The organism is Streptomyces tubbatahanensis (assembly GCF_022699385.1).
In the GTDB taxonomy this organism is placed as follows: domain Bacteria; phylum Actinomycetota; class Actinomycetes; order Streptomycetales; family Streptomycetaceae; genus Streptomyces; species Streptomyces diacarni.
This window is the reverse complement of sequence record NZ_CP093846.1, coordinates 5,839,050-5,855,073: the sequence shown is the minus strand read 5'-3', so window position 1 is coordinate 5,855,073 and position 16,024 is coordinate 5,839,050. Positions and strand designations below refer to the sequence as shown.

Annotated in this window: 11 protein-coding genes; 2 read left to right on the top strand and 9 right to left on the bottom strand. The window is 69.2% G+C overall.

Features of this window, described 5'->3' with window-relative positions; genetic code table 11:
• Nucleotides 1-110: 110 nt before the first annotated feature.
• From MMF93_RS33765 to MMF93_RS25260, 3 genes are all read right to left on the bottom strand, one after another.
• Nucleotides 111-3,146: an ATP-binding cassette domain-containing protein gene (locus MMF93_RS33765; protein WP_423835516.1), complete on the bottom strand. Its 3,036-nt coding sequence runs from the start codon at nt 3,144-3,146 to the stop codon at nt 111-113.
• 123 nt (nt 3,147-3,269) lie between these two features.
• The gene (locus tag MMF93_RS25265; RefSeq protein WP_242755065.1) at nt 3,270-4,025 is read right to left on the bottom strand and encodes an NUDIX hydrolase; all 756 of its coding nucleotides are present in this window, start codon (nt 4,023-4,025) and stop codon (nt 3,270-3,272) included.
• 96 nt (nt 4,026-4,121) lie between these two features.
• The gene (locus MMF93_RS25260) at nt 4,122-5,327 is read right to left on the bottom strand and encodes a DUF4192 domain-containing protein (protein ID WP_242755062.1); all 1,206 of its coding nucleotides are present in this window, start codon (nt 5,325-5,327) and stop codon (nt 4,122-4,124) included.
• 139 nt (nt 5,328-5,466) lie between these two features.
• On the opposite strand from MMF93_RS25260, the gene MMF93_RS25255 reads away from it, so the two are divergent.
• Nucleotides 5,467-7,656 (top strand): RecQ family ATP-dependent DNA helicase, encoded by a 2,190-nt coding sequence (locus tag MMF93_RS25255; protein WP_242757761.1) that lies wholly within the window; start codon nt 5,467-5,469, stop codon nt 7,654-7,656.
• Nucleotides 7,657-7,925: 269 nt separating this feature from the next.
• Entirely contained in the window at nt 7,926-8,486 is a 561-nt protein-coding gene (locus MMF93_RS25250) for a hypothetical protein (protein ID WP_423835635.1), read from the top strand.
• Nucleotides 8,487-8,607: 121 nt separating this feature from the next.
• Here MMF93_RS25250 and MMF93_RS33535 read toward each other — a convergent pair whose 3' ends face one another.
• The 6 genes from MMF93_RS33535 to MMF93_RS25220 all read right to left on the bottom strand — a co-directional run bounded on the left by MMF93_RS33535 (nt 8,608) and on the right by MMF93_RS25220 (nt 15,988).
• Nucleotides 8,608-8,943, bottom strand: coding sequence for a hypothetical protein (locus MMF93_RS33535; RefSeq protein ID WP_341483307.1), 336 nt, complete (start codon nt 8,941-8,943; stop codon nt 8,608-8,610).
• A 397-nt stretch (nt 8,944-9,340) separates the two neighbouring features.
• Nucleotides 9,341-10,018: a ribonuclease HII gene (locus tag MMF93_RS25240; RefSeq protein ID WP_242755054.1), complete on the bottom strand. Its 678-nt coding sequence runs from the start codon at nt 10,016-10,018 to the stop codon at nt 9,341-9,343.
• Between the two features lie 167 nt (nt 10,019-10,185).
• Complete coding sequence (locus tag MMF93_RS25235) at nt 10,186-11,409, bottom strand: ADP-ribosylglycohydrolase family protein (protein WP_242755051.1); 1,224 nt, start codon at nt 11,407-11,409, stop codon at nt 10,186-10,188.
• A 12-nt stretch (nt 11,410-11,421) separates the two neighbouring features.
• Nucleotides 11,422-12,081 carry a histidine phosphatase family protein gene (locus MMF93_RS25230; protein ID WP_114019434.1) on the bottom strand — a complete coding sequence of 220 codons (660 nt, stop codon included), beginning with the start codon at nt 12,079-12,081 and terminating at the stop codon, nt 11,422-11,424.
• Nucleotides 12,082-12,135: 54 nt separating this feature from the next.
• On the bottom strand, nt 12,136-12,744 hold the full coding sequence (locus MMF93_RS25225) for a YdbC family protein (protein ID WP_242755048.1): 609 nt from the start codon (nt 12,742-12,744) through the stop codon (nt 12,136-12,138).
• Between the two features lie 340 nt (nt 12,745-13,084).
• On the bottom strand, nt 13,085-15,988 hold the full coding sequence (locus MMF93_RS25220; RefSeq protein ID WP_242755046.1) for a vitamin B12-dependent ribonucleotide reductase: 2,904 nt from the start codon (nt 15,986-15,988) through the stop codon (nt 13,085-13,087).
• Between the last annotated feature and the right edge of the window lie 36 nt (nt 15,989-16,024).

Sequence of the window (16,024 nt, the reverse complement as noted above, 5' to 3'; positions counted from 1 at the left end):
CACGGATTGGTGCCACCGCGGTGTGAACACCCCGCCGAGCCTGCGGTCATCGGGAGACGAGTAACCAACTGAGGCCGCCGCCACGGTGATCAGCGCGCCGACTCGCACCGTTACTGCCGTCTCGGTCTCGCTCGCAACGAGAGGACGCCGTACGCCCCGAACAACACGGTCAGCGACAGGGCAAGCGCACGACCCACTGGTTGCGTCGCGATCTCCCCGACCACCGAGCCCCACTGCTCGACAGCCGACGGCCAAGGAAAGAGCAGCACCGATCTCAGGCGTTCCGGCATTCCGTCCACCGGCTGGCCGTCGGTACCCACCGCGGCCCGAGCCACCAGGGGTGCCACCAGCAACGGGACTGCCACAACCGCGATCAGACCCGACAGCGTCGAACGGCAGACCCCTGCGGCCAGCAGCCCGGCCCATGCGCACCCCACACACAGCGCCAGAACCGCGAACACCTGCACCCCCAACGAGGGCACCATGTGGCCGACTCCTTCCCCGACAGGCACGGAAAGGTGCGTCAGGCCGGCCAGTTCGAGAGTCCGGTCGGGAAAGTCCAGTACGCCGCTGTCGGGACCGAAGAAGAGGGTGAGCACGGCTGCGTTGCACACAGCTGTCGCCGCGCACAGCCCCACGGTCGCGCCTGCGGTCACGACCAGCTTCGCCACCAGCAGTCCCAGTCTCCGCGGTACGGGCACCTGCGCGGGAACCAGCGCCGGATACCGGAATTCCTGGCCGAAGGCAGTGGCCCCCAAGAACCCGGCCGCCACTGCGGCGGGCGGCACCATGAACGGTGACCCGGGCAGCCACCCCATCAGCAGCTTCAGCCCTGGAGCGATACCTGTGGCCGCGTCGACCGTGCTCCCGGCGCCTGTACGGGCCATCGAGACCGAAACAACCAATCCCGCCAACAGCGCCAGCGCGATGACCACCCAGGGAGTCCGCACACCGAACAGCCGCCGCAGCTCGTACTGCACCGGCGCTACCGGGCCGGGCCGTCGCACCGCCGGAGACACGGAAAATGCCGCAGCCGTGGTCTCGCCACTTGCAGCCGTGGCCTCGCCGCTCACGGTGCCGCTTCCGCCCCGCCCGATGGTTGTGGGCACCCCCTCGCTCGCGCCGGCCTCCCCGTTTCGCCACATCCGCAGCCGGTCACGAGCAGAGGTCACGATTCTGGCCGCCCAGGATGCGTCGGCAACCTGTCGGCCCGATCTCGCCGAGCCGCCCCTCACCGAGCCGACGGACGCCGCGTCGATGGACGCGGCGCTGGCGGACGGGGCGTCGGCCGATGGGGCGCCGGCGGATGGGGCACCGGCGGATGGGGCGTCGACAGCAGCGGAGCGTACGGAATCGGTGGATGAGGAAGTGGCGTGCGGAGCAACGGCGCGGGCGGAAGTCTCGCTGCCGGAGTGCACCGCGGGCGCGGCATCGCCCGGGACCTGTGCTGATACCGGTGTCGAACGCGCGCCAGGTGTCTTCTCTTCCGTCCGCGTTCCCCTGTTGTCCGAGACCCGCTCGTTCGGTGTCACGTGCACCGGCAACGTCTCATGCGGACCGATGTTCCCCGCCTCAGCCTGTTGGCCACCGGATACCCGTTTCTCCTCCGGGTTCACATTCGGAGGATCATTCTCCGCCAGCCGAGCATGGCTTCCCCGCGGCGTCGAGGCCGACGCTCTGCCCACCGGGCGCCGCTGTTGCCCACGCCTTTCATCGGGCGCATTCGCCGCGCCGGTTTCCTCCGACGCCGCCGGGACCAGCGCCTCTTCATCGGACGTCCTGTCCGGGTCCGTCGGCTCCTGCGCCGCCTCGGCACGTACCTCGCGGGAAGCCGGTCCCTCAGGCCCGCCCCGGCGGGCAGCCGGCTCCAACTCGCCCTCTGGCCCGGCGTCCATGCCGGCGACGACTTCACCTGTCCCGTCGGCGCCCACACCGGAGCTGTCCCGTTCCGCCGGTTCCGCACTCGCGCTTGGTGTCGCCGCACCTGCACGCCCCGGCGCGTACGTGTGAGGAGCGGGAACGGCGGCGTGCCCGGGAGCTGCGGACTGGAGACCCGCTCGGCCCGCGCCCTCTCCCCATACGTCTTCGTGCGCTCCGTTCCCCCGACCGGACTCGGCACTCTGCCCTTCTCTGCCATCATCCGCCCCCTCTTCCGCTCGTTTCCCCACAGCGGCCTCCGAGCCTCGGACGGTTGGACGAAGGGCATCGGATGGTCGGCCATCCGCCCTTTCCAACGCGCTGGGCCGCGAGCCGTCCCCCGTGTCACCGATCTCATCCTTCAGTTGGTGCACGAGAATTCCGTGTCGGTACGCCAACTCCCCCACCGCCGCGCAGTCGCTCCCGTAGACCGACACTCGACTCCCCCCTTCACACACCACTTCAACAGCGCCGCGCCCCTTGCGGGTTCGCTCCCCGCTCCTGGCCTCCTGGGAGAGGACTGCGGCGAACCGTTCCGCGTGCGGCGTCCGCACCGCCACCCGAGGGCGGAGCCGGGTGCGGGCGAAGTCAGCGGCCTCCTGGTCGGCCACCAGCCTGCCGCGATTGATGGACACCACTCGGTCGGCGATCCGTGCCGCTTCTTTCGGGTCTCGCACAGTGACAAGCACCAAGCCACCGTGCTCCGCGTAACTCCGCAGCAGACCCTGCAGCCAACTCGCCTCCCGGAGTGACAACCCCTGTGTCGGTTGGTCCAGAACCAGCGTGTGCGGGTCACCCAACAGCGCCGCCGCCATCCCGAGCCGCCGGTCCATCCCGAGCGAGAAATCCCCCAGCCGCTGGTCGGCAAGACCGCTGAGGCCGACCACTTCCAACACCTCGTCCGCCCGCTCGACCGGTACCCCGGCGACGGCCGTCAGCATCCGCAGGTGCCCTCGAGCTGTGCGTGCAGGATGCCCCGGGACGTCCCCGAGCAGGACGCCGATCTCCCGCGCCGGATGCGGGATCCGCTGCACCGGACGACCCCGGAAGAGCGCGACCCCCCGCCCCGGGAGAAGTTGCAGCATCAGCCGCAGGGCCTCGCTCTTGCCCGAACCCGTCGGCCCCAGCAGTGCAGTGACCTCGCCCGAGCGAGCCTCGAACGTGAGGTCGTCGATCTGCGGCTGGCGCTTGCGCCGGGCCGTGCTGGTGAGTCCGATGGCCTGGATCATCGCTTCTCCCACAGAACGCGTGGTGGACGCATCTCTGCAAGATAACGCGACATTTCCGACTTTCCGGGTAACCCGCTCGATCGGTCCCGGCCCGGTCAAGCAGTTCGCCGCCGGGATCCGTCGTTACGCTTCCGGACGCAACATGGGCGGATTGAGAACAGTGGCCTCTCCGCTGCGGAAGAGCTGTGCGGGCCGCCCGCCCTGGCGGGTCGTCGTCCCGCCGGTCGGCATCAGGAAACCAGGCGTGCCTGTCACTTTCCTGTGGAAGTTCCGCGGATCGAGCGCCACTCCCCACACCGCTTCGTACACCCGACGCAGCTCCCCCACGGTGAACTCGGGCGGACAGAAAGCGGTGGCGAGCGAGGAGTACTCGATCTTGGACCGCGCCCTCTCGACGCCGTCCTGCAGGATCTGTCCGTGATCGAAGGCCAGCGGTGCCTGCTGTTCGGCATCCCGTCCCAGCCCCTCCGACGCGTCGAGGAGGGCATCCGACGGTGCCCATCGGGCACTGCGCGCATCCCCGCCGGCCACGGGCGAGGGCGGATCGGGCGCGAGCACGAGATACGCCACGCTGACCACCCGCATCCGGGGGTCCCGCTGCGGCGCACCGTACGTGGCGAGCTGCTCGAGGTGAGCTCCCCCTCGATACCTCTCGGTCGCCTGGGAGCGGAGCCCGGTTTCCTCGGCGAGTTCTCGCGAGGCCGCGGCCTCCAAGCCCTCATCATCCCGCACGAACCCGCCGGGCAACGCCCACCTGCCCTGATAGGGAGGCTCCCCCCGGCGCACGACCAGGGAACACAGCGCGTCCTTGCGCACAGTGAGCACCACGAGGTCGACGGTGACGGCAAAAGGCGGGAAGGCCGATGGATCATAGGGCATGGCGTGATCATAGTCGTCTCCCTGACGATAAACAGGCCGTTCAACAGCACCGACCTCCCCTGCCCACTGCTGCTTCGAGGCTGATGAGAGCGGCTGTCAGGAGGTGGCGTCCGCAGGGGGATCCGGCTCCCCTCCTTCGCGGCCCTCCCGTAGACCAGGGCGCTCCCCTCGCAGGCAACGGCGCACCTCACCGGGGTCGAGGCCTTCGTTGCACGCCTGATGCAAGAGCTGCGCGAACAGATAGTCGGGGTCCGTGCGAAGAGCGAGCCCCAGAGCGACACGGGCCGTCGGCACATCCCCGCCCGCCCATGCGACCCACCCCGCGAGCGTGAGCAGCGGCGCCGAGTAGATCCTGTAAGGCCCTGTACAACGGCGGGCCAGGGCACGCCACAGACGCACGGCGGGAGCGGAATCCACTCCCTCCATCCATTCGGCCGCCTGATCCCGCGTATCGCGATCTTGGAGGCCCAGAATCGCCGCCGCGCATTCATCGTGTCCGAGCAAGCCGTCATCGTGCGCGTCCTCGCTCGTCCATGTCGCCACAGACGGTGTGCAGCGCTGGAAGCGCTGCATCAGATGTCCGAGCAGTGCCAAGGTCTCGGTGCGCACCCGCTCCCGGTCGTCGTCCTTGAGCATGCGAGGGGTCAGCCGCAGGCTCGCAGCGTCCAGCGTCCGCTTCTGCTCATCGGCGAACGGGGACCCGAGAGGGATCAGCCGCTGCTCCATCTCGCGAAGCGATCCGTGCATCGGCATACCGGCATAGGCGGCGGCGACGGCCATGACGGAAGTACCCGTACGCGCCAACGGAACGCCCTCCGGTGGGCAACAGCGCTGGCTGGGACAGCAGTAGGAGTACCACCTCCCTTCCGAGAGGCAGAGAGCCTCGTAGACGGGCATGTCGCGCTCGCCACAGGCGAGACGCAGGTCCTGGACGAGCGGACGCAGCCGTTCCATGACATCCCTGCCGCTGTGTCCCTCACCCGGCTCCTGGCAAAGGAAGACCAAGGCACCGTCGGGGCGAGCTCCTCGCGCCTTGCAACTGGCGTCGAGGCACTCCGCGACCAGTGGCGCGAGAGCTGCCCGACCGCCTTCCGTGTCCGGAATGCCGATCCGGAGCCGGCCTCCGAACCGTCCCCGCTCGCCGTGCAAAGCAACGACCACGAGAGAGTCGTCAGGATAGAAACCAAGGAGGTACGGCAGAGCTTCGGCCAGCTCGGCCGGCTCGCGAAGAGAGACGCTGAGCTTGCCGGACGCGGAGGTCGTGGGCTCGTCGCCCTGCTCTGCGTGGTCGTGATGTGTCATGCGTCGACCGTGACGGAGAACCTGGATCCGATGTCGAAAGTTATCCACAGCTATGGCGACTCATCGTCTTTTCGTACTAATGGTGAGTTATCCACAGGCCGGTTCCCCGGAGACCTTGCGCATCGGGTTGCATGGACGCATGAGCGACACACAGCTGCGACGAGACGCCGACGTGGTGCTGGCCGACCTCGTCGGTGACAAAGAAGGCACGGCCAGACTGCGCCCGGACCAGTGGCGGGCCATCGAGGCACTCGTGGCGGAGCGTAAGCGCGCACTGGTGGTACAGCGCACCGGCTGGGGCAAGTCAGCCGTGTACTTCGTGGCGACGGCTCTCCTGCGCAAACAGGGATCGGGACCAACGGTGATCGTCTCCCCCCTGCTGGCCCTGATGCGCAACCAGGTGGAGGCAGCCGCGCGAGCCGGTATCCGCGCCCGCACCATCAACTCGTCGAATCCCGAGGAGTGGCAGGCGATCGAGTCGGAAGTGGGCCTCGGAGAGGTCGACGTACTGCTGGTCAGCCCTGAGCGACTCAACAATCCCGATTTCCGGGACAACGTGCTTCCGAGCCTGACCGCTTCCACCGGACTCCTGGTCGTGGACGAAGCACACTGCATCTCCGACTGGGGCCACGACTTCCGTCCCGACTACCGCAGGCTGCGCACCATGCTCGCCGAGTTGCCATCCGGCGTTCCGGTGCTCGCGACGACCGCCACGGCCAACGCACGCGTCACGGCTGATGTGGCCGAGCAGCTCGGCACGGGCGGCGCGGGTGGGGACGGAGGCATGTCCGCCGGCTCCGCGCCCGCACTGGTGCTTCGCGGACCGCTCGACCGGGAGAGCCTGAGCCTGAGCGTGCTGCGCTTGCCGGACGCTTCGCATCGGCTCGCCTGGCTGGGAGAGCACCTCCCCTCCCTGCCGGGCTCGGGCATCATCTACACCCTGACGGTGGCCGCGGCCGAGGAGGTCACGGCCTTCCTGCGCCAGTGCGGACACGAGGTTGCCTCCTACACGGGCAGGACGGAGAACGCGGATCGCGAAGCCGCTGAGGCAGACCTCCTGGCCAACCGTGTGAAGGCCTTGGTCGCGACGTCGGCCCTGGGCATGGGCTTCGACAAACCCGACCTCGGCTTCGTCGTCCATCTCGGTTCGCCTTCCTCCCCCATCGCCTACTACCAGCAGGTGGGCCGCGCCGGCCGCGGCGTGGAACACGCGGAGGTTCTCCTGCTGCCAGGGCAGGAGGACGAAGCGATCTGGCGGTACTTCGCCTCGCTCGCCTTTCCTGCCGAGGAACAGGTGCGGCGCACGCTCGACGTGCTCACTGCGTCAGACGGCCCGATGTCCTTGCCCGCTCTGGAGCCCCGCGTCGAGCTCCGCAGGTCACGGCTGGAGATGATGCTGAAGGTTCTCGATGTCGACGGTGCCGTCCGGCGAGTCAAAGGCGGCTGGGTAGCCACTGGGGCACCGTGGCAGTACGACACCGACCGGTACCAGTGGGTGGAGCGCCAGCGGCTGGCCGAGCAGCGCGCGATGCGCGGCTATGCCGCCACCACCGACTGCCGGATGGAGTTCTTGCGCAGGGAACTGGACGACGACAAGGCCGCTCCCTGCGGCAGATGCGACAACTGCGCCGGTGCCCGGTTCAGCGCGACGGTCGATGAGGCCTCGGTCGTGGCCGCCAAGGGTGAGCTACGGAGGCCGGGGGTACGAATCGACCCACGCCGGATGTGGCCGACCGGCATGCCGTCGGTCGGCATGGATCTCAAGGGCCGCATCCCCGCGCAGCAGCAAGCGGCACCCGGGCGGGCGCTCGGACGGCTCTCCGACATCGGCTGGGGAAACAGGCTGCGCCCACTGCTGGCCGAGCAGGCGGGAGACGGCCCGGTACCCGACGACGTGCTGCAGGGTGCGGTGACGGTGCTTGCGGACTGGGCGAAGGCACCAGGTGGCTGGGCGACAGAGGGACCGGAAGCGTTGGAGCGTCCTGCGGGGATCGTCGCCATCGGGTCCCGGACCCGACCACAGCTTGTGCGGTCGTTCGCGGAACGGATCGCCGACATCGGCCGCATGCCACTTCTGGGAGAGGTGGCCTGCGCTGACGAGTTCGGCCTGTTCAACGGCCCCCGAAGCAACGGAGCCCAGCGCCTGCGTGCGGTGCATGACACGCTCACGATGCCGCCGGAGCTGGCCGCGTCCATGGCTGCCGTGGACGGTCCGGTGCTTCTGATCGACGACTACACCGACACCGGCTGGACGATCACCGTGGCAGCCCGAATGCTCCGGGAGGCCGGCGCGAAGGAGGTGCTGCCACTGGTTCTGGCGGCGCAGTGAAGGAGAGCGGCCCTCCCTCCTCTCGCGAAACCAACCCCGCCCCGCCCCCAGGAGGGAGCCGAGTGACAGGCGGACGCGACCACCGACTCGTCGAAGACAGCAGCGTCCTCACTCGTTCGAGGAAAAGAGACACAGGAGGGGAGACAGGAGGCTCAGCGGGAATAAGGGGAGAGACAGCCGCAGGAGGCCCGGTGGTGCGCTCCGCGTCCGTGTTCGCCGCCGCCCCGCCCAGCGCCACAGAGGGGAACGGCACGAGCGGAGGAGAGAAGGTGACCTTCGGTTCTGCTTCAGCGCCCGGTGCGGGTCACGGTCGCGGCTTGGCACCACATGCCCGCCGTGTGGTGCGGCTCGCGGAGTGGGTGGCCGCCGCCACCCCGCTGCCGCAAGATCCGCAGGCTGTGGTGGAGGGGCTGTGCACACGTCACCTGCCGCACCCGCCGACCGCCGTGCTCGGGGTGCTCGGGTATGACGAACGGCTCGTCGCCAGCGCGTCGTTCAGCTTGGAGCGCTCGCGGCCAGACGGATGGGAGTACCGCAACGCGCTGCTGGATCGGCTCCGCCGGGTCACCCCGCACGACCTGCGCCGACGGGTCCCCGCCCGCACGGCAGTGTTGCTGTGCGCTCGGTTCGGGGAGTCCGGGTGGACGCCGGTGGACGGTGCCTGGATGTGGGGATTGCGCGACGCCTGCACGCTCCATGGCTTGCGCTGCGGCGCCTACATCACGCTGACGTCGTCCGGGTGGCGGATACTCGGAGCGCACCGCAGCGGCCGATTGCCCAGCGCCACGACAGCGTCGGGGCTTCTCGGCGACTGGTCAGGCGCGGCGTGAAGCCGGTCGGCGGAGCCCGCGGTCCGCAGCTCCGCTTCGCAGGTCCGGCGTCCCCGTCGCCGTGAGCACCCAGCAGGTGAAGGCGGAAGGCCCGTAGCCGGGAGCGGCACGGCGAACGGGATCAGAGCAAGGCGCGCAGACGCCCGGGGTCACCGCAGACGATGAGCTTTTCCGTTGCCTTCTCCAGTGCGGCGGGCAGCGCGGCGGCAGCCTCCGGATCGGTGCCTCCGTTGACGGCCAGCAGCACGACGGGGCGCTGGCTGGTGCGGGACAGAGAGGAGGCGTGCGCGCAGAAAACGTCTTCGCCGGCAGCGAGTTGGCGCCAGTACGCGTCCTCGCCGAAGGAGAGCTCGTGCTCGGCCCACGGATGCTGAGCGCCGGTGGTCAGCAGCAGGATCTCTGCGGGCGCACGGCCTTCGTCGAGGAGCTTGTCGACGGTTTCGTCGGCGACCTCCACGGCCGTGGCGTCGCTCGCGGCGACCAGTTGGATCTGCGCCGTGCCGGACCCTGACGGTGCGTTCGGGGTGGGCTTCGCGGACGCGGAGCTCTGGCGGGGGACACCGGGGCGGCCAGGGGTGCTGGGGCCCTTGCTGTCCGATCGCGGCGGTGCGGGGCGCGGAGTGGAACGCGGACCTGGAATGGGGTTCGCGGTGCGTGATGCCTGTGGTGTTCGGGACGCTCCCGCGGAAGTGCGGGTGTCCGGGACGCTCTCGTAAATCTGTGACTCCTCGGGAGTGAGAGGCATGGGATGTTGTCTATCAAATGCAAGAAACAGCAGTGTCAGCGGGTTCGGCATGCCGGGCTATTCCCGGATCGGGACCGGACTTCGCGACGGAGCCGCCCTGCGGCGGGGTTCAAAAGAGACCGATCTGTTCCACGGGCTCGATCCGGTTGCGCTTGAGATGCTTCCAACGGGTCAGGGCGTCCATGTAGGCCCAGGACAGCCGATGGTGGGGAGTGGGCCCGCTCTCCTCCAGGGCCGCCTTGTGGACGGGCGAGGGATAGCCCGCGTTGTCCTGGAACGCGAACTCCGCGTGTTCGGGCGCGAGTTCGGCCATGAGCGCGTCTCGGCGCACCTTGGCGATGACCGAGGCGGCGGCGACAGCGACGCACGACTGGTCACCCTTGATGACGGTGCGGACCCGCCAGGGCGCCCCGAGGTAGTCGTGCTTGCCGTCGAGGATCACGGCGTGGGGGCGTTCGGGCAGGCCGTCCAGTGCGCGGATGGCGGCGAGCCGGAGGGCAGCGGTCATGCCGTGGGCATCGATCTCCTCCGGGGTGGAGTGACCGAGGGAGTAGGCGGTGACCCAGTCGATCAGTTCCTCGGCCAGCTCACTGCGGCGTGGCTCGGGGATGAGTTTGGAGTCGGTCAGGCCGGCTGGAGGACGACGAAGGCCTGTGATCGCGGCGCAGACCGTGACGGGTCCGGCCCACGCTCCGCGACCGACCTCGTCCACTCCAGCAACGATCTTGGCACCCGTGGTGGCGCGGATCGAGCGCTCGACGCGATGGGTTGGGGACTCATACGGCATGGCAATACCAAGCGTATCCGCTGGGCGCGCGGCGAGTTCACGGGACTCCCGTTTTGAGGCCCCGAGCAAGGAGGAAAGGAAGCCTCGCTCGCGGAAAGGGACGCATTGGTGACTCAGAGTCCGCGGAATGGGGCGGTGAGGACCGCCGGCGCGGGTTACCGGGAGTCTCACTCCAGGTTTTCCACGAGCCAGGGTGGAAAGCCCTCGGTTCGCGCGTCCCACTCCTCGGGAGGGGCGGCGGCTGGGCCACCGGCCGCCACGATGCCGCCGACGATGGCGCAGGTGGTGTCCACGTCCCCTCCGGCTCCGGCGGTGGTCCACACGGCGGCGCGGAAGTCGCCCAGGTGCCGGGCAGCGGCCCACAGGGTGAAAGGCACGGTGTCCTGCGTGCTGGTGCGTCGGCCGCAGCCGAGGACGGCTGCCACCGTGCCGACGTCGGAGTAGTCGAGCAGGTCGATGGCACGGCGCAGCCCCGCGTGTACGGCGCTCCGAGGCACACGCTTCAGGACTTCAAGCAGAAGGGTCTCGGCGATGAGGGGCGCCGTCGAGCTCGCGCCGGATGCCCGTTGTCCACGGACGGCGGGCGGGCCCGCGTGAGCCGTCGACTCGTCGGGCGCCCGTCCTTCGGCGGGGGCCCGACCCGCGCCTGCGACCTGCCCCTCAGCGGAAAGGCCGGGGCCATCACCCAGGTTCGGCCGCAAGACGGAGGTGGACGGGCCCTCGCCCTGGACCGGTCGCGAAGCGGAGGCGGGCGGGCCCTCGCCGTGGACCGGCCGCAAGGCAGAGGAGGTAGCAGGGGCGGCCGTGGCGGGGGCAGGGACGGCCGTGGCGGGACGGTCGTGGCCGTCGGCGGCGACGAGAGCCGCGGCAGCCGCGACGGCTCGGGTACCGGCGACGGCCTCCGGGTGCCGGTGGGTGACCTCAGCGGAGCGTGCGGCTTCGTCGGCCGCCCGGTCCGGGTCGTCGGCGAACCAGGCGCCCAGCGGGGCCACCCGCATGGCACCGCCGTTGCCCCAGGATCCCTGTCCCTCGAAGAGGGAGGAGGCCAGCTCACGCCAGTCTCCGCCCTCCTGGCGGACGAGGCGCAGCATCCTGTGCACCGCGGGGCCGTAGTCGCGGTCGAAGTCGTGGTGGGTCGCGAAGGAGGTGGCCAGCGCGTTCTGGTCGGCACTTCCGTGCCTGGCGAGTACAGCCACCAGGGAGGCCGCCATCTCGGTGTCGTCGGTCCACTGCCAGCGCCCCGGCGGCAGCTCGCGGCGGCGGAGGAAGGGGAGGTTGTCCGGTACGAAGAACTGCGAACCCAGGGCGTCGCCGACGGCCAGGCCGCGCAGGCTGGCCAGGGCGCGGGAGATCCGTTCGGCAGCTACGGGATCGGGAATTCGATCACTCATGTCGTGCCGATGCTAGCCGGAACTCCCGTACGGGCGAGGCGTTTGCCAGCGTTCGAAGGGCCGGTCGAGGTGGTAACGGCCTTCCGGACCGAGGAGGAGCGTGCGCATCTCACCGTTGCGGGGATTGGAGAGGCATTCGAACTCCTCGACGGTCCAGTGGAACCAGCGCATACAGAACAGTCGCATGGTGAGCCCGTGGGTGACGAGGAGAACGTTGGGCGGGTTGTCGTGGGCTTCGAAGCTGCGCCACAGGCTCTCGAGGAAGGCACCGACACGGTCGTAGACGTCGGCACCGGATTCGCCCTGGGCGAAGCGGTAGAAGAAGTGCCCGTAGGCATCGCGGTACTTCTTCTGCTGCCGCACGTCCTGACGGTCCTGCCAGTTGCCCCAGTCCTGTTCGCGCAGCCGTGGCTCTTCGCGGACGCGCATCTGGGCCGGACCCATGCCGAGTGCGGCGAGGGTTTCGCGAGTGCGGCGGTAGGGCGACACGTAAGCGGAGACGCGTTCGCCGTCGAACAACTCGCGCAGTTGCTTGCCGGCCTCATCGGCCTGCCGCGCACCGCGCTCGGTCAGTGGCAGTGCGTGGTCGGGCACGCGCTCGTAGATGCTGTCGTCGGAGTTTCCCTCCGACTCTCCGTGGCGGAGGAGGACGATACGACGGGGACGCGCCATGGGCTCCACCCTAGGCCAGTCGGCTCCAGGTCAGACGGCCGGACGCCCGCACGCTCAGACGGTCCAGGAAGGCTCCAGGTCGATGACGTCACCGGCCACGTGGGTGACGTCGGCACCGGTCTGGGCCCGCAGCGCCAGGCGTTCCACCCGCTCGACCCGGTATTTTCCGTACTCGGCGCTGGAGTCCCACATGGAAAGCACCAGGAACTCGTCCTCTGCGTTCGCTTGCGCGAACACACCGCGCAGCATGCCGGGAGAGCCCGCCATGGCCGGGTTCCACACCTTCTCCTGCATCAGCGTGTAGTGCTCGATCCGCTCGGGCCGCACCCGGCAGTGGGCGACGCGCAGCAGGTCGGCGTCGGTGAACACGGGACGGAAGCCGGTTTTGACGTCGAACCGGTACTCGAAGAGCCTGACCTGCATCTCCTTGTAGGTGCCGACCTGCGAAGCGTGCAGGCGGTCGTGGGATCGCGCCATGAAGGAGTCGTAGAAGGCGCGGCTCTCCCAGAATCCGAAGAGGTGGACGACACCGTTCCTGGCCCGGCTCCACCCGCCGCCCTGCCCACGGAAGCCCGGCTCTCCGAGCAGTCCCGCCCATTTCCGCTGTGCCCGTGCGAAGCCCGGGCGGTCGACGACGGTGCAGCGCATCCACTTGACCAGCACCGCGCCATCGTACGGCCATCTCAGCGACCCCCGGCCCCGGCGGCAGCTCCCCGGCGGCGCTCTCGCACTGGCGTACTACGAGGCCACGCTCGGTGGCACGGATCGGGTCCGCCACCACGGTCCTCCCCGGCAGCGGCCTCGACACGCGTGGAGGCGGAGGACGGCGCCATCAACCGTCCCCCGCCTCACTCTCACGCGGGTGTTACCTCTCCGCTTTCACGCGGGTCCGCACTGCTCTCAGGCGGGTCTGCCCCGCCCTCGCACGGGGGGCCTCCCTGCACGCGGGTCTGCACCGCCCTCGCACGGAGCTCCCCGCTCTCACGCGGGTCTCCCCCGAGGCTCAGCTGCAGCCGCTGGTCGAGCCGCAGCCCTCGCACAGGTAGCAGCTTCCCGCCCGGCGCATCTTCGTGCCGCAGGAGAAGCACAGCGGAGCGTCCGCGTTCAGGCCGAGCTGCATCTCGAGCAGCTCCGTGGAGTTGTGGGCCTCCCTCGGTGCCGGGGCGGGTGCCTCCGACTCGGCCACCGTGCGCTGCGCGTCCTTGCTGTCGGGAGTCTCCTCGTGCGAGGCGGCCTGCGATCCCTGCTCGGCCTTCGGGGCCGACTGGGCCAGGGCGTCCGCGTCGAACTCCTCCTCGTTCGCCTCGTAGGAACCCGTCTCCAGGTGCCGCTGGCGCTCGGCGGCCGAGTGGATGCCGAGTGCCGATCGGGTCTCGAAGGGCAGGAAGTCCAGGGCCAGGCGGCGGAAGATGTAGTCGACGATCGACTGCGCCATCCGCACATCGGAGTCGTCCGTCATGCCGGCCGGCTCGAAGCGCATGTTGGTGAACTTCGAGACGTAGGTCTCCAGCGGAACGCCGTACTGGAGGCCCACGGAGACGGCGATGGAGAAGGCGTCCATCATGCCCGCGAGGGTCGAGCCCTGCTTGGACATCTTGAGGAAGACCTCGCCCAGGCCGTCGTCCGGGTAGGAGTTGGCCGTCATGTAGCCCTCGGCGCCGCCCACCGTGAAGGAGGTGGTGATGCCGGGGCGGCCCTTGGGCAGCCGGCGGCGGATCGGACGGTATTCGACGACCTTCTCCGGCTCGGGGGCCTCGGCCTTCTTCTCCTCCTTGGCCTTGGCCGACAGCGGCTGGCCGACCTTGCTGTTCTCGACGTAGACGGCCAGCGCCTTGGTGCCGAGCTTCCAGCCCTGGAGGTAGATCTCCTCGACGTCCTCGACCGTGCTGCTCGCGGGCATGTTCACGGTCTTGGAGATGGCTCCCGAGAGGAACGGCTGGGCTGCGGCCATCATGCGGACGTGACCCATCGGCGAGATGGAGCGCTCGCCCATGGCGCAGTCGAAGACCTCGTAGTGCTCGGGGCGCAGGCTCGGTGCGTCCACGACGTTGCCGTGCTCGGCGATGTGCTCGACGATCGCCTCGATCTGCTCGGGCTGGTAGCCGAGGCGCTTGAGTGCCTTGGGGACCGTGTTGTTCACGATCTGCATCGAGCCGCCGCCGACGAGCTTCTTGAACTTGACCAGGGCCAGGTCGGGCTCGACGCCGGTGGTGTCGCAGTCCATCATCAGGCCGATGGTGCCGGTCGGGGCCAGCACGGAGGCCTGCGCGTTGCGGAAACCGTTCTTCTTACCGAGCCGCAGCACGTCCTGCCACGCCTCGGTGGCCGCCGCCCACACCGGGGTGTCGAGGTCGTCCACGCGGACAGCGACGTCGTTGGCGTCGCTGTGCTGCTTCATCACGCGGTTGTGCGCGTCGGCGTTGCGGGCGTAGCCGTCGTACGCGCCGACGACCGCCGCGATCTCGGCGGAGCGCTTGTAGGAGGTGCCGGTCATCAGGGAGGTGATGGAACCGGCCAGCGCGCGGCCGCCGTCGCTGTCGTAGGCGTGTCCGGTGGCCATCAGCAGGGCGCCGAGGTTGGCGTAGCCGATGCCGAGCTGGCGGAAGGCGCGGGTGGTCTCGCCGATCTTCTCGGTGGGGAAGTCGGCGAAGCAGATGGAGATGTCCATCGCCGTGATGACCAGCTCGGTGACCTTGGCGAAGCGCTCCGCGTCGAACGACTGGTTGCCCTTGTCGTCGTCGCGCAGGAACTTCATGAGGTTGAGCGAGGCGAGGTTGCACGAGGAGTTGTCCAGGTGCATGTACTCGCTGCACGGGTTGGAGGCGGTGATCCGCCCCGTCTCCGGCGAGGTGTGCCAGTGGTTGATGGTGTCGTCGTACTGGATGCCGGGGTCGGCGCAGACGTGAGCGGCTTCCGCCATCTTGCGGAAGAGCTGCTTGGCGTCCACCTCCTCGACGGGCTCGCCGGTCATCCGGCCGCGCAGCTCGAACTTCGAGCCGGACTCGACGGCCTTCATGAAGGCGTCGTTGACGCGCACCGAGTTGTTGGCGTTCTGGTACTGGACGGAGGTGATGTCATCCCCGCCCAAGTCCATGTCGAAGCCCGCGTCGCGCAGGGCGCGGATCTTCTCCTCCTCCTTCACCTTGGTGTCGATGAAGGCTTCGACGTCGGGGTGGTCGACGTCGAGGACGACCATCTTGGCGGCCCGGCGGGTGGCGCCGCCCGACTTGATGGTGCCGGCGGAGGCGTCGGCGCCCCGCATGAAGGAGACGGGGCCCGAGGCGTTGCCGCCGGAGGAGAGGAGCTCCTTGGAGGAGCGGATGCGGGAGAGGTTCAGGCCGGCGCCGGAGCCGCCCTTGAAGATCATCCCCTCTTCCTTGTACCAGTCCAGGATCGACTCCATGGAGTCGTCAACCGACAGAATGAAACAGGCGCTGACCTGCTGCGGCTGCTTGGTGCCGACGTTGAACCACACCGGGGAGTTGAAGGCGAAGATCTGGTGCAGCACGGCGTAGGCCAGCTCGTGCTCGAAGATCTCCGCGTCCGCGGGAGAGGCGAAGTAGCCGTGGTCCTCACCGGCGGCGCGGTAGGTCTTCACCACTCGGTCGATCAGCTGCCTGAGGCTGTTCTCCCGCTGCGGGGTGCCCACGGCGCCCCGGAAGTACTTGCTGGTGACGATGTTGACCGCGTTCACCGACCAGAAGTCGGGGAACTCGACGCCGCGCTGCTCGAAGTTGATCGAGCCGTCGCGCCAGTTGGTCATGACGACGTCGCGGCGCTCCCAGGTGACCTCGTCATAGGGGTGCACGCCGGGGGTCGTGTGGACGCGCTCGATGCGCAGTCCCTTGTTCGCCTTGCTGCCCTTCGCGCGGGAGCCGCGTGCCGGGCCGCTCGTCGTCTCTGTCATTCCGCCTCCCTGTATGGGGCATAACGCCCCAACATG

What these genes read in the sequence shown, in the direction of transcription:
- MMF93_RS25235 (WP_242755051.1), bottom strand. Translation starts at nt 11,409, where the DNA reads ATGAGTGATCGAATTCCCGATCCCGTAGCTGCCGAACGGATCTCCCGC.
- MMF93_RS25255 (WP_242757761.1), top strand. Translation starts at nt 5,467, where the DNA reads ATGAGCGACACACAGCTGCGACGAGACGCCGACGTGGTGCTGGCCGAC.
- MMF93_RS25240 (WP_242755054.1), bottom strand. Translation starts at nt 10,018, where the DNA reads ATGCCGTATGAGTCCCCAACCCATCGCGTCGAGCGCTCGATCCGCGCC.
- MMF93_RS25260 (WP_242755062.1), bottom strand. Translation starts at nt 5,327, where the DNA reads ATGACACATCACGACCACGCAGAGCAGGGCGACGAGCCCACGACCTCC.
- MMF93_RS25265 (WP_242755065.1), bottom strand. Translation starts at nt 4,025, where the DNA reads ATGCCCTATGATCCATCGGCCTTCCCGCCTTTTGCCGTCACCGTCGAC.
- MMF93_RS33765 (WP_423835516.1), bottom strand. Translation starts at nt 3,146, where the DNA reads ATGATCCAGGCCATCGGACTCACCAGCACGGCCCGGCGCAAGCGCCAG.
- MMF93_RS25220 (WP_242755046.1), bottom strand. Translation starts at nt 15,988, where the DNA reads ATGACAGAGACGACGAGCGGCCCGGCACGCGGCTCCCGCGCGAAGGGC.
- MMF93_RS25230 (WP_114019434.1), bottom strand. Translation starts at nt 12,081, where the DNA reads ATGGCGCGTCCCCGTCGTATCGTCCTCCTCCGCCACGGAGAGTCGGAG.